13 protein-coding genes and 2 tRNA genes are annotated in these 12,400 nt (G+C 71.2%); 10 read left to right on the top strand and 5 right to left on the bottom strand.

From position 1 onward, the window contains the following. Positions 1 to 46 precede the first annotated feature (46 nt). The 7 genes from ABJI51_RS19590 (at position 47) to ABJI51_RS19620 (ending at position 3,361) form a co-directional block, all read left to right on the top strand. Positions 47 to 688, top strand: a complete 642-nt coding sequence (locus ABJI51_RS19590) for a DUF3566 domain-containing protein (protein WP_348952494.1) — start codon at positions 47 to 49, stop codon at positions 686 to 688. Positions 689 to 737: 49 nt separating this feature from the next. Further along, positions 738 to 811 (top strand) — tRNA-Ile (locus tag ABJI51_RS19595). Positions 812 to 948: 137 nt separating this feature from the next. Next, on the top strand, positions 949 to 1,131 hold the full coding sequence (locus ABJI51_RS19600) for a hypothetical protein (RefSeq protein WP_348952495.1): 183 nt from the start codon (positions 949 to 951) through the stop codon (positions 1,129 to 1,131). Between the two features lie 206 nt (positions 1,132 to 1,337). Further along, positions 1,338 to 1,505 (top strand): DLW-39 family protein, encoded by a 168-nt coding sequence (locus ABJI51_RS19605; protein WP_020642567.1) that lies wholly within the window; start codon positions 1,338 to 1,340, stop codon positions 1,503 to 1,505. A 32-nt stretch (positions 1,506 to 1,537) separates the two neighbouring features. Beyond that, positions 1,538 to 1,610: transfer RNA gene (locus tag ABJI51_RS19610), tRNA-Ala, on the top strand. A 93-nt stretch (positions 1,611 to 1,703) separates the two neighbouring features. Then, positions 1,704 to 2,621, top strand: a complete 918-nt coding sequence (locus ABJI51_RS19615) for an ATP-binding cassette domain-containing protein (RefSeq protein WP_348952496.1) — start codon at positions 1,704 to 1,706, stop codon at positions 2,619 to 2,621. Further along, the gene (locus tag ABJI51_RS19620; RefSeq protein WP_348952497.1) at positions 2,618 to 3,361 is read left to right on the top strand and encodes an ABC transporter permease; all 744 of its coding nucleotides are present in this window, start codon (positions 2,618 to 2,620) and stop codon (positions 3,359 to 3,361) included. Before ABJI51_RS19615 ends, ABJI51_RS19620 begins: the two co-directional genes overlap by 4 nt. Here the strand turns inward: ABJI51_RS19620 and ABJI51_RS19625 are convergent. Next, positions 3,345 to 6,455 carry an AfsR/SARP family transcriptional regulator gene (locus ABJI51_RS19625; RefSeq protein ID WP_348952498.1) on the bottom strand — a complete coding sequence of 1,037 codons (3,111 nt, stop codon included), beginning with the start codon at positions 6,453 to 6,455 and terminating at the stop codon, positions 3,345 to 3,347. The genes ABJI51_RS19620 and ABJI51_RS19625 overlap by 17 nt on opposite strands. Positions 6,456 to 6,554: 99 nt before the next feature. Between ABJI51_RS19625 and ABJI51_RS19630 the strand changes: the two genes are divergently transcribed. Further along, positions 6,555 to 7,769 (top strand): cytochrome P450, encoded by a 1,215-nt coding sequence (locus ABJI51_RS19630; RefSeq protein ID WP_348952499.1) that lies wholly within the window; start codon positions 6,555 to 6,557, stop codon positions 7,767 to 7,769. Here ABJI51_RS19630 and ABJI51_RS19635 read toward each other — a convergent pair. The 3 genes from ABJI51_RS19635 to ABJI51_RS19645 form a co-directional block, all read right to left on the bottom strand. Further along, positions 7,747 to 8,820: an alpha/beta fold hydrolase gene (locus tag ABJI51_RS19635; RefSeq protein ID WP_348952500.1), complete on the bottom strand. Its 1,074-nt coding sequence runs from the start codon at positions 8,818 to 8,820 to the stop codon at positions 7,747 to 7,749. The genes ABJI51_RS19630 and ABJI51_RS19635 overlap by 23 nt on opposite strands. 366 nt (positions 8,821 to 9,186) lie before the next feature. After that, positions 9,187 to 9,825 carry a pyridoxine/pyridoxamine 5'-phosphate oxidase gene (locus ABJI51_RS19640; protein WP_348952501.1) on the bottom strand — a complete coding sequence of 213 codons (639 nt, stop codon included), beginning with the start codon at positions 9,823 to 9,825 and terminating at the stop codon, positions 9,187 to 9,189. A 1-nt stretch (position 9,826) separates the two neighbouring features. Beyond that, a complete protein-coding gene (locus ABJI51_RS19645; RefSeq protein ID WP_348952502.1) occupies positions 9,827 to 10,528 on the bottom strand; it encodes a hypothetical protein in 702 nt (233 codons plus the stop codon). Positions 10,529 to 10,642: 114 nt separating this feature from the next. Between ABJI51_RS19645 and ABJI51_RS19650 the strand changes: the two genes are divergently transcribed. Both ABJI51_RS19650 and ABJI51_RS19655 read left to right on the top strand, forming a co-directional pair. Next, entirely contained in the window at positions 10,643 to 11,173 is a 531-nt protein-coding gene (locus tag ABJI51_RS19650) for a DUF2020 domain-containing protein (RefSeq protein WP_348952503.1), read from the top strand. Positions 11,174 to 11,318: 145 nt separating this feature from the next. Further along, positions 11,319 to 11,771, top strand: a complete 453-nt coding sequence (locus tag ABJI51_RS19655) for a DUF6918 family protein (protein WP_348952504.1) — start codon at positions 11,319 to 11,321, stop codon at positions 11,769 to 11,771. A gap of 63 nt (positions 11,772 to 11,834) precedes the next feature. Here ABJI51_RS19655 and ABJI51_RS19660 read toward each other — a convergent pair whose 3' ends face one another. Beyond that, complete coding sequence (locus tag ABJI51_RS19660; RefSeq protein ID WP_348952505.1) at positions 11,835 to 12,356, bottom strand: hypothetical protein; 522 nt, start codon at positions 12,354 to 12,356, stop codon at positions 11,835 to 11,837. Between the last annotated feature and the right edge of the window lie 44 nt (positions 12,357 to 12,400).

Raw genomic sequence — 12,400 nt, forward strand, 5'->3', positions numbered from 1 at the left:
ACCTACGGACGGCGACCCCACGGCAACGGGTAAGGACTGACTCTTCGTGACACCATCCGAGAATCCCGAGGCAGCGGGTTCGAACGGCACTTCGGCCAGCCCACCCTGGCAGCGGGTGGACAAGGACGGCGACGCCGAAGCAACGGTCAAGCTGGCCACGGAAGACGTGCCGGCCGCCGAGGCCGAGCGCCCGGTGGTGACGGGGAGCGCAGCCCCCCGCCTCTTCGGCGGCCCCGAAGGAGCCGAGCCGTCCGCGGCGGCGGTCCCCCCGGCCTCGACCCAGCGAGCCCGCCCGAGCGCCCTCCGCCGCCCGGGCCGCGGTCCCCGCCGGGCCTCGCTGCAGGTGAAGCGCTTCGACCCGTGGTCGGTGCTGAAGCTGTCCCTGGTCTTGGGCGTGGCGATGTTCTTCGTCTGGCTGGTGGCGGTCGGCGTGCTGTACACGGTCCTCGACGGAATGGGCGTCTGGGACAAACTGAACGGCACGTACTCGTCCCTGGTGGGCGGCGAAACGGCCAACGCCTCCTCGGAACCCCTGATCAGCGCAGGCCGCGTGTTCGGCATCGCGGCCATCCTCGGCGCGATCAACATCGTCCTGGTCTCGGCACTGGCCACGGTGAGCGCGTTCATCTACAACGTCTCGGCCGACCTGGCAGGAGGCCTGGAGGTGACCCTGTCGGAACGAGAGTGACCCGGTTGCAGGGCCCCTTCGGGGGTCCTGTAAAGTTCTCCTCGTTCAAGGGCCTATAGCTCAGGCGGTTAGAGCGCTTCGCTGATAACGAAGAGGTCCCAGGTTCAAGTCCTGGTAGGCCCACACAGGTCAAAGCCCGGTTCGCGTCTCGCGGACCGGGCTTTTGCCATTCGGTCGCGTCGGGTGCCCTAAATGTCCATCAAGACCGACGGCTGTTCCGCCCTCCCCGGCTTACGGTGAAAGGGACGAAGGGAGCCGACATGGGGTGGATCGTCCTGGGGATCGTGGTCGTCGCGTTGCTGGCCCTCGCGTTGGTCGTCGACCTGCGGGATCGTCGTCGGGGTGGCAAGCCGGTCGCTGGTGGTCTGCGGCAGGCCCGGCAGACCGATGTCGTGCAGCAGCCGCAGGTTGGGGATCAGGGCGTCGCCATGTACCTGCCGTGAGAGGCACGCAGCCCTGCCGGGAAGAGAATGTCCGGCAGGGCCATCGTCTACAACGACGGTGGACGCCGGAGGTATTTCGGGTCCGGTGTGACGTCGGTTACCGCTGAAGCCCTTGGTTCCACGTGGAACCACCGGCGGCCGACAGCCGTCGAGGGGCGTGCAGTAACATCACGGGGTAAGGGAAGCAAGCTGAGAAGGGGGCTTCGGTGAAGAAGCTGCTGGCACTCGCGGTCATCGCGGGCGGCGTCCTGTTCGTCGTGAAGCGCAACAAGGCTGCCAAGGCCGAGGCCGACCTCTGGCGTGAGGCGACCGCGCCGGTTCCTTCCAGCAACGGCACCACTCCCGCCAAGCCGGCGGGCGCGTCCCACAACTGATCTTCCACGGGCGGCGTACGCTGCCCGTGTCCGGGGCTGTAGCTCAATTGGTAGAGCACCGCCTTTGCAAGGCGGGGGTCAGGGGTTCGATTCCCCTCAGCTCCACGTACTGAACGGCCCGTACCCACGAAGGGTGCGGGCCGTTTCGTGTCCGGGCCGTGTCAGGTCGGTGTCAGCCGCTCTCGTGACAGTGGCGTCATGACAGAGCCGGCTATCACGGCTTCCGGGCTCCGGAAGACCTACCAGGACAAAGTGGTGCTCGACGGCATCGATTTCGATGTTCCCGCGGGCACCGTGTTCTCCCTGCTCGGCCCGAACGGGGCCGGCAAGACCACCACCGTCAACGTGCTCACCACGCTCACCCGCGCCGACGGCGGGACCGTGCGGGTTGCCGGGCACGATGTCGGCCGCGAGGCCAAGGCCGTGCGGGCTGCCATCGGGGTCACCGGGCAGTTCGCCGCCGTCGACGAACTGCTGACCGGGCAGGAAAACCTGCAGCTCATGGTCGATCTCGCCGGGGGCGGCAACCGCCTTGTCGGTGAGCTGCTCGACCGCTTCGATCTCACCGAGGCCGCGCGCAAGCCCGCGTCGACCTACTCCGGGGGGATGCGGCGGAAGCTCGACCTTGCCATGACGCTCGTCGGGCGTCCGCGGATCGTCTTCCTCGACGAGCCCACCACCGGGCTGGATCCGCGCAGCCGCCGGACGATGTGGGCGATCGTGCGGGACCTCGTCGCCGACGGCGTCACCATCTTCCTCACCACCCAGTACCTCGAAGAGGCCGACCAGCTCGCCGACCGCATCGCCGTGCTCGACCACGGGCACATCGTCGCCCAGGGCACGCCTGACGAGCTCAAGCGGCGGATTCCCGGCACCCACGTCCGGCTCCGCTTCACCACCGCCGCCGAACTCGGGGCCGCCGCGCGGATCCTGCCCGGCTCCACGCCGGACGAAGACGCCCTGACCCTGCGGGTGCCCGGGGACGGCGGGACGAAATCACTGCGGTCCCTGCTGGACCGGCTCGACGAGTACTCCGTCAACGCCGAAGAACTGTCCGTCCACACCCCCGACCTCGACGACGTTTTCCTCGCCCTCACGGAAGGGGCCGCGAAATGAACTCTCACTCGATCGTGATGCTGCGCCGCAACTTCAAGCACATCGCCCGGAATCCGACGTCGGTGTTCAACGCGGTCCTGATGCCGATCGTCGTCATGCTGATGTTCGTCTACATGTTCGGCGACGCCTTCAATGTCGGGGTCGACTACGTCGACTACGCGACGCCGGGGTTGATGCTGCTGGCCGTCTGCTACGGCCTCGGGGCCACCGCGACCGCGGTGAACTCCGACATGACCAAGGGCATCATCAACCGCTTCAAGGTCATGGACGTCTCGCGCGGCGCGGTGCTGACCGGGCACGTCATCGCCAGCGTGCTCACCAACCTCGTGGCCATCGCGGCCCTCCTCGGCGTCGCGTTTCTCCTGGGATTCCGCCCCGCCGCGGGATTTCTCGGCTGGCTCGGCGCTTTCGGTGTCGTCGTGCTGCTCGGTGTCGCGACCGGCTGGCTGACCGTCGCGCTGGGACTGGCGGCGAAATCGCCGGAAACGGCCGGGCTGGCTTCCGTGCCGCTGGTCATGCTGCCGTTCTTCAGCAGCGCGATCGTGCCCGCCGAAAAAATGGGACCCGGGCTGCGGCAGTTCGCCGAATACCAGCCCTTCACGCCGATCATCGAAACCCTGCGCGGATTGCTCGCCGGGTCGCCGGCCACCGGTGACGTCCTCGCCGCGCTCGCGTGGTCCCTCGGGATCGCCGTCGTCGGGTACGTCTGGGCGTCCTCGACGTTCAAGAAGCGAGCGTGACCGCGGCCAGCTCCGGCCAGTCCGCCGCCGCCCCCTCCCGCGTCGCCTCGGTGAACCGCGTGTCACCGAGGCGACGTCGTGCGGTCTCCTCGATCCTCAGCGCGTCGGGGTGGGACCGGTCCGGCAGTCCGCGGACGACGGCACTGGCCGCCAGCAGCCGGGCCGCCTGCTCGTCTTCTTCGCGGCGCAACGCCAGTTCGGCGACGCCGACGAGGGCCTCGGCGATCGCCGGTGCGTGTCCGGCTTCGGTCGCCGCCGCGAGGGCCGCCGCGCGGTGTTCGCGTGACTCGCCGAGGTCGTCCGCGAGCGCGCCCAACAGGCTCTGCGTGGTCGCGCGGATGATCGGCCGCTCGGCTTCCTCGCCCAGCACGGCCGCCAGGACGCCGAGCTGACGGCGGACCTCTTCGGCGGCACCCGACCACCGGGCGAGCTGGGCTTTCGAGAGGGCCAGCGTGGCCAGCGTGCCCGGCCACGTGACGCCGACCGCGTACCGCCCGGCCTCGGCGATCGCGGCCGTGCTCGCGTCCTTGTCGCCCAGCAGCCAGTACAGCTCCGCCTGGCGCGACCGCATCCGGATGACGTCGTCCGCCGCGCCGATCTCGGTGACGGCCGTGATCGCCTGCTCGTAGTGCTCGCACGCGACGGCGAGGTCGCCGCGCAGGGCGATCAGGTCGGCCAGCTCGGTGAGCGCGAACGAAATCCCGAAGCGCTCGCCGAGCGCCCGGAACTCGGCCAGTGCCGTCGCCAGGTACTCCTCGGCGTCGCGGCCCTGGCCGAACAGGACCCGCATCTTGCCGAGCTGGAGCCGGGCCAGCGCACGGACCCAGGGGTCGTCGTCCCCGAGTGCCGGTTCGAAGGCCGACAACGCCTCCGCCGGGGACTCCAGCAGCCGTTCCATCGCCTCGACGAGCGCGCGCCCGGGGTGCTCGACCCGGACGTTCCGGCTGAGCCGGTACGCCCGGTGGATCCACTCCGCCGACTGACGTTCGTCGCTCGGCCCGGAGTTCACGAACATCGAGATCACGGCGTACACCGTGGCCCGCACGTCGTCGGGTACCTCGCCGGGCAGGGCGGCGGCCGCGGTCATCAGCTCCATGCCCTCGGACTTGTGCCCGCCCAGCCACCAGTACCAGCCCGCGCCTGCCGCGAGCCGCATCGCCTCGGGCGCTTCCCCGGCCGCGAGCGCGCCGCGCATCGCCGCCGTGATGTTGTCGTGCTCGGCCGAAAGCGTGGCGAGCCAGTGCACCTGCTCGGCGCGGCGCAGCAGCGGCTCGGCCGTTTCGGCGAGTTCGGTGAAGTACGCCAGGTGCGCGCGACGCGTCGAGTCCGCTTCTCCCGCTTCGCCGAGGCGTTGCCGGGCGTACTCCCTGATCGTGCCGAGCATCCGGTACCGCGGCTCACCGTCGTCCGTGGTGACGACGAGGGATTTCTCGGTCAGCGCGGTCAGCAGGTCCAGCACGTCGCCGGTGCCACAGACCCGTTCGGCCGCTTCCAGGCCCGCCCCGCCGGAGAACACCGAGAGCCGGCGCAGCACGACGCGTTCGGCGTCGGACAGCAGCTCCCAGCTCCAGTCGATCACCGCGCGCAGCGTCCGGTGCCGCGGCAACGCCGTGCGGCTGCCGCCGGTGAGCAGGCGGAACCGGTCGTCGAGGCGGTCGGCCAGCTGGTCGGGGGACATCGTGCGCAGCCGGGCCGCGGCCAGCTCGATGGCCAGCGGCATCCCGTCCAGCGCCCGGCAGATCCGCGCCATCGTCGCCGACGTCGCGGCGTCGTGGGGGAGGTCCTTGCGCACCGCGCCGGCCCGGTCCCGCAGCAGCCGGACCGACGGCGAGGCCTCGATCTCCTCGGCATCCGCCCGCTCGGCGGGCAGCAGCAGCGGCGCGGCGGGCCACAGCGATTCGCCGGTGATGCCGAGGGGTTCCCGGCTCGTCGCGAGGATCCGCAGGCGGCGGCACTCGCCGAGCACCCGGTGGGCGAACGCCGCCGCGGACTCGATGACGTGCTCGCAGTTGTCCAGGATCAGCAGCGTTTCCCGGTCGCGGAGGGCGCCGATCACGCGGTCGATCGGGCCGCTGTCCGGGCCGTCGCCGAGCAGCCCGTCCCGCAGCCCGAGTGCGGCGAGCGTCGCCTGCGCGACGTCGTCGGCGGCACCGATGGGCGCCAGCTCGACCAGCCAGGCGCCGTCCGGGAAGCCGCCGAGCAGCGTGCGCGCGGTTTCCGTGGCCAGCCGGGTCTTGCCCGAGCCGCCCGGGCCGATCACCGTCGTCAGCCGCTGCGCGCGGACGAGGTCGGCGACCGCGGCGACGTCGGCGTCCTTGCCGACGAAGCTGGTCAGCTCGGCGCGCAGGTTGGTCGGGTGCTTCTCCTCGCGACGGCCCAGCTCGCCCCGCAGCAGCGCGACGTGCAGTTCGGCCAGCTCGGGGGACGGGTCGACGCCCAGCGTGTCGGCCAGCAGCTCCCGCGTGCGCTCGTAGACGAGCAGTGCTTCGGTGTCGCGCCCGGTCGCGACGAGCGCGCGCATCAGCGCGGCGACGAGCCGCTCGCGCAGCGGGTGCGCGGCCACCAGGTCGGTCAGCTCGGTGACCAGCTCGGCGGCCTGGCCGAAGCGGATCTCGGCGTCGAACCGGTCTTCCAGCGCGGCCAGGCGCAGACCCTCCAGCCGCGTGACGGCCGCGTCGAACGCCGCGCTTTCCGGCAGGTCGACGTCCTGCATGGCCGCACCGCGCCACAGCGCGAGTGCTTCGCGCAGCCGCCGCGGGTCGTCGTCCTGGCGGGCCTGGGCGACAAGGCGTTCGAACCGCACGGCGTCGACGTCGTCGGCGGCCACGTCCAGCCGGTAGCCGGTCGGCTGCCCGTCGACCGTCCCGGCCGGAAGTGCCTTGCGCAGCCGGGAAACCAGGCGCTGCAACGCGTTCGCCGCGTCGGCGGGCGGCTGCTCACCCCAGATCCAGTCGACGAGCGTCGTCTTGGGCACGACCCGGCCCGGGTCGAGCGCGAGGGCGACGAGCAACGCGCGCAGCCGTGCGCCCGGGACTTCGGCCACGACGCCGTCGTCCGCACGCACTTCGAAGGGCCCCAGTACGGCGATCTGCACCAGGCAGATCTTGCCACGGACGGCGGTGGCCGAGTCGTGTCAGCTCCGTGTCAGCCCACCCCGCGATCGTCGTCCCAGACCGCCACGAAAGGACCCGAGATGACCACCGAAATCCCGGCCGGACTCCCGATGGAACGCGACGCGGGCCCGTTCGACCCGCCGCGTGCGCTCACGCAGCTGCGCGACGCCCGCCCGGTCAGCCCGCTGCGCTTCCCCGACGGCCACGACGGCTGGCTCGTCACCGGCTACGAAGCGGTGCGGCAGATGATGGCCGACACCCGGTTCAGCTCGCGACTGGACCTCGACGTCGTCCACGTGCCGTACGAGACCGGCATGCCCGCCGCGACCGAGCCGTCCCCGCAGATCCCGGGCATGTTCATCGCCATGGACCCGCCGGAGCACGGCCGGCTGCGCAAGCGGCTCACCGGCGCCTTCACCGTCAAGCGCATGAAGCAGCTGGAGGAGCACATCGGCGACATCGTCGAGCGGCAGCTGGACCACCTGGCGCGGCTGGCCCCGCCGGTCGACCTGGTCCGGGAGTTCGCGCTCCCGGTGCCGTCGCTGGTGATCTGCGAACTGCTCGGCGTCCCGTACGCCGACCGCGACACGTTCCAGGCGAACGCCGCGCAGTTCATGGTCCGCGAGCAGACGCTCGAAGAGAAGATGGGGGCTTACATCGCGCTGAACACCTACCTGTCGGAGCTGGTCACGAACAAGCGTGCCGAGCCCGGCGACGACATCCTGTCCGACCTGGCCCGCCACGACGACCTCACCGTCGAGGAACTGACCGGCGCGGCGTTCCTGCTGCTGCTCGCCGGCCACGAGACGACGGCCAACATGCTGTCACTGGGCACCTTCGCGCTCCTGGAACACCCCGAGCAGCTCGCCGAGCTGCGCGCCGACCCGGAGCTGATGCCCGGCGCCGTCGAGGAGCTGCTGCGTTACCTCTCGGTCGCCGACATCTTCTTCCGCTACGCCACCGAAGACCTCGAACTCGGCGGCGAAACGATCCCCAAGGGCTCGACGGTCGTCGTCTCGCTGCTGGCCGCCAACCGCGACCCGGAGCGCTTCGAGAACCCCGACACCCTCGACCTCCGCCGCAACGCCCGCGGCCTGCTGTCCTTCGGCCACGGCGTCCACCAGTGCCTCGGCCAGCAGCTCGCCCGCATCGAGATGCGCGCCGGGTTCGCCGGGCTGCTGCGCCGGTTCCCCACGCTGGAGCTGGCGGTGCCTGCCGAGGAGGTGAAGCTGCGGACCGACATGAACATCTACGGCGTGCACGAGCTGCCGGTCACGTGGACCGCAGGAAGCTGATCACCGCGTCCCGGCCCGCGTGCCCGCGCTCGCGGTTCTGGATCGAGTGCGACTCGCCGGGCACGATCACCAGCTTGCCGCGCGGGGCCAGCGCCGCCTCCTGCTGCGCCCACTCCAGTGGCGTCGACAGGTCGCGGTCGCCGTTGAGCAGCAGCACCGGGACGTCCGGGAGCCGCGAAGCCGGGTTCGAGGGCGCGGGCTCGGCGGGCCAGTGCAGACACGTCTGGATGAATCCCTGCTGCGTCGCGACCTCCGTCGTGTACGGCCAGGTCGCCGAGGCGGGCAGGAAGCGGGCGGTCAGCGACAGCAGCGGCTGCCGCGCCGGGACCGGCGTCGATGCCGAGCCCCAGGGGAACCGCTGGTCCGCGCACAGCGTCGCCGCGTGGAGGCCGCTGCTGTACACCTCCGGGGCGACGTCTTCGGTCGTGTAGCCCTTGACCAGCCCGTCGAGCCACCCGGCCGAACCGCCGCGGGCCGCGTGCAGGGCGCCGATGACGTCGCCCGAGTCCGGATTGCGGTACGTCGGGTCCTCGAACTCGTAGTTCACGATCGTGTCGAAGATCTTCACCCCGTCGGCGGGGCTGCGGTGGCGGACCACCCAGGCGAGGTCCTCGGCCGGGTCGTAGCCGCACGCCGGGGCCACCTCGCAGGCTGCGCGCAGCATGCGGGCCTGGCCCTGCAGACCGGTCAGGTACAGGGAATCCGCCGCCGTCGCGTGGTGGGGCAGGACCGAGTCGAGGATGACCTTGCTGACGTTGTGCGGGTGCGCGATCGCGTACCGCGCCGCCGTGCGGGAGCCGTAGGAAACGCCGTCGACCACCATCTTCGGCACGCCCAGTGCCTGCCGGAGCCAGTCGAAGTCCGCGACGCTCTGGTCGGTCGAGTACAGCGGGGCCGTGTCACCGAGGATGCGGGCGCACTCGGCGACCGCGTCCGGGGTCGGCGTTGCGATGTCGGAGCTGCCCACCTGCGTCTGCAGGCCGGGGCAGCGCAGCGCGCCGGAGCCGGTGCCCCGCTGGTCGAGCATGACGAACCGGTAGTCCTTGGCCACTTCGGGCAGCCGCAGCCCGGCGATCCGCGAGATGGCCCGGACGCCGCCCTGGCCGGGGGCCGCCGGTGAGGAACAGCAGCACGCCCTTCGGGGCGGTCACGTTGTCCGCGGTGGCCACGGACAGGTCGAGCGTGCCCGGCAGCCGTCCGGAGTGGTCGAGCGGCACGGTCAGCGTCGAGCAGGTGAAGCCCGGCTGGCCCGGGCACGGGTGCGGATCCGTCAGCTCCGGTCGTCCCCCAGGACGCGCGTCGGCCGCGGCCACACCCCCGAGTGCGGCGGTCAGCGCCAGGACCAGCCCGGCGGTCAGCATCTTCGAGCGCATGGGTGCATCATGCGCACACCCGGCCGGACCGCGTATACCCCCGATCAGGGCCAGAGGCGTTCGCGGACCCAGCCGTCGCCGTCCTTGCGGTACCGCAGGCGGACGTGCCGCCGGTCGTGACTGGCCTGCCAGAACTCGACCGTGCCGGGGTCGACGAGGTAGCGCGTCCACGTTTCCGGTGCCGCGTCCGGGTTCTCCTCGACCCAGCGGTGGGCTTCCGCGGCGGCCGCGTCGAGGTCCGCCGGGTCGTGCAGCACCTGCGACTGGTGCCCGATGAACGCCTCGACGCGCGAGGCGGGCGGCCGGGCCAGGAAGTCCGCCGCGGACACCTCGGGCGCGGCGGGGGAGACCGGGCCGCGCAGCCGGACCTGGCGGCCACGCCCTGGCCAGAAGAACGTCAGCGCGGCGCGCGGGTCCTTGCGCAGCTGCAGGCCCTTCGGGCTCTCCGAGCTGGTCGCGACCGCCCAGCCGGCGGGACCGACGTCCTTGAGGATCACCACGCGGGCGTCGGGTGCGCCGTCGGCGTCCACTGTGGACAGTGTGACGGCGTGCGGGGCCAGCACGTGCTCACCCGCTTCGGTCAGCCACTCCACGAACAACGTCTGCGGGTCCGGGGGCGCGGTGTCCGGCGTGAACACCGGGAGTTCTTCGGGGAACGACGGCCAGCCACGCAACTCCACCATGTCAGTAACCGTACGGGCCCTGCTGCGGCTGCGGGCCGGGCGGTGGGTAGACCGGCGGCTGCGGGCCGGTGGGGCCGACGTACGGCGGAGGCGGCATCTGCGGCGCGGGCATCGGTGCCTGCTGCTGCCAGCCCGGCGGCGGCACCGGCTGGCCCGGCGGCAGCTGGGGTTGCTGGGGTTGTTGCTGCTGGGCCTGCTGCCACTGGACCTGCTGGTAGACCTCGGCGGGCTGCGGGAAGCAGTACGTCAGCTTGGCGTTGACCGATCCCTGCACCGCGGCGCCCCAGAGCTTGCCGCCGACGAACGCGTACATCTGCCCGGCCGAGAGGTCGACGGCGACCATCCGCGTCTCCCCGCCGAACTGGTTGCCCGACTTCGCCGACGCGACCTGTGCGGCGTCCGGGTACACCCGGTGGCCGATCAGCCCGGCGATGACGACCGAGGCCGCGGTCCAGCCCATCGTGCCGACCAGGTTCGCGCGGGCGTGCTGGGTGGCGCGTCCGGTGAAGTCGTACAGCGCGGCGGCGGTCACCTCGGGCACGGCCGCGGCGACGACGCAGTAGTTCATCGTCGAGAGCATCACCGACTCGGTGAACAGGCCGACCACGGCCGTCGCGGGCCCGATCTGGACCGAGTTCAGCCGTCCGCCTGCCCGCTGGATGCGCTCGGCCATCGCGCCGAGGTACTGCTCGGGGGTGAGCACGCCGGACCTCCCTCACCGTCGACCGGACTGTGCCGCTTGTGCACCGCGGTCATCCTCGCACGCCGTCGCCGGCCAGCGGTTTTCACACACGCCGCATGGTTGACTGTGCGCGCTATGCGACGACTCGTACTTCTCGCGCCCGCCGTGGCCCTGCTGGCCGGCTGCAGCGCCACCATCGTGTCCGGCACGGCGGCGCCCAGCCCGCCGTCCGCGTCCACCGGCACCGCGGGCGCCGAGCTGCCGCCGGATCCCCAGCCCGGCAGGACGGCGGACTGCCCGTACCTCGGCAGCGAAGTCGTGGCCGAGGCGAACGGCCAGCACGTCTCGAAGGTGCGCGTGTCCGCCGACGAGCCGCACCCCGCGTGCTTCTTCTATCGCCCGGACGGGAAGATCCAGCTCACCGTCCGGGTGTACGTCGGACGGCCCGAAATCGCGACGGCGCTGGTCAACAAGGCCGCGCCGATCGACTCGTCCAACCCGGCGAGTGATCCGGCAGGCTGGAAGGGCGGCTACCTGTCCTCCGACGACGGCGCCGTTTACGCGGTCTCGAAAGGGGCATCAGCGGTTGTGGTGACGACGAACCAGAAGCAGAGCGTCAAAGCACGCACAGTGGCCAAGAAGGCTATCGCTGCCCTGAAGCTCTAGGTAGCGGGCTCCACACGGGTGAGTGATGTTGATCTTGTATTACCCTGTGCGTCACGCGCAGGCTTCGTGGACTCGCGCACCGCAGCCACCGGGGATCCCCACCCGGGGCCGGGCACCAACTCTGCAACGACAAAGGACAAGATTCGTGGCTGACACCCTCAAGGAAATCCTGCTCGACTCCAGCCGTCGCCCGGCGGTCGTTTCCGACTTCGAAACCCTCGTGGACGCCGAGGTCTCCGACAAGGGCGGCGTCTCGGGTGCCGTCGTGAAGACCGGCTTCGCCGCGGTCAAGAAGATCAAGCCGGGCATCATCCCCGCCGCGATCGACACGCTGCTGGACGACTTCTCGAACGCCCTCGAGCCGTTCTACGCCGACTACCGCGCCAAGGGCGGCAACGACTTCGGTGCCTACCTGTCCGGCCGCGCCGACGAGGCCGCCGACGCGCTGCTGAGCGTCACCGACGCCCGCGCGGAGAAGAGCAGCCGCGACAGCATCAAGAAGGTCTACTCGAAGCTGCGCCCGAACGGCAAGAAGAACGTCGAGGAGGCGCTGCCCCGCCTCGGCCAGCTGATCGACAAGCACGCCGCCGCTGCCTGATCGATTTCGAGCACGACCGAAGAGGCCCCCGGTGCACCCGCCGGGGGCCTCTTCGCGTCGTCTTCAGTTCTTCTTTTCGGCCGGCGCCGGCGAGGGCGCCTTTCCGTTGGCCGAGGCCTCCGGCTTGGCCGGGGCGGGCGGGGTGGCCTTCGGCGGCGCCGGCGCGACCGGCGGCTCCTGCTTCGACCGCAGTGCGTAGGCGGCGCCCGCGCCGACCACGACCAGGCCGAGCAGCCACGGCCACTTGCGACGGCTGCGGGTGCCCTTGGCCGCCGACTTCGCCTCGGCCAGCGCGGCGTAGAAGTCCTTCTTCGCCGCCTTGAAGTCCTTCTTGCCGCGGCGCTTCGACTCGCCGGCCGCCTTCGCGGCCTTGATGGCGGCCTTCTTCGCCTTGCGACCCGGCTTGCGCAGCTCGGCCAGGCGGGCGAGCGCCTCTTCGCGAGCGGCCTTCGAGCTCTTCTTGAGCTCCTTGCGGGTCAGTTCCGTCTTCTTCGCGAGCTTCTTCTGCGCGCGCCGCCCCTGCTTGACACCCTCGGTGACGAGTTTGTCGGCGGTCTCGACGGCCTGGGCTGTCGCCCGGGACATGGGCTTCACCTCATCATTCGTTTTGACACTGCTCTGTTACCCGT

The sequence above is a fragment of the Amycolatopsis melonis genome (assembly GCF_040064235.1).
Lineage (GTDB): Bacteria > Actinomycetota > Actinomycetes > Mycobacteriales > Pseudonocardiaceae > Amycolatopsis > Amycolatopsis melonis.

Coding starts and splice junctions, on each gene's coding strand:
- ABJI51_RS19600 (WP_348952495.1), top strand. CDS start 949: ATGGGGTGGATCGTCCTGGGGATCGTGGTCGTCGCGTTGCTGGCCCTC.
- ABJI51_RS19615 (WP_348952496.1), top strand. CDS start 1,704: ATGACAGAGCCGGCTATCACGGCTTCCGGGCTCCGGAAGACCTACCAG.
- ABJI51_RS19620 (WP_348952497.1), top strand. CDS start 2,618: ATGAACTCTCACTCGATCGTGATGCTGCGCCGCAACTTCAAGCACATC.
- ABJI51_RS19630 (WP_348952499.1), top strand. CDS start 6,555: ATGACCACCGAAATCCCGGCCGGACTCCCGATGGAACGCGACGCGGGC.
- ABJI51_RS19640 (WP_348952501.1), bottom strand. CDS start 9,825: ATGGTGGAGTTGCGTGGCTGGCCGTCGTTCCCCGAAGAACTCCCGGTG.
- ABJI51_RS19650 (WP_348952503.1), top strand. CDS start 10,643: ATGCGACGACTCGTACTTCTCGCGCCCGCCGTGGCCCTGCTGGCCGGC.
- ABJI51_RS19660 (WP_348952505.1), bottom strand. CDS start 12,356: ATGTCCCGGGCGACAGCCCAGGCCGTCGAGACCGCCGACAAACTCGTC.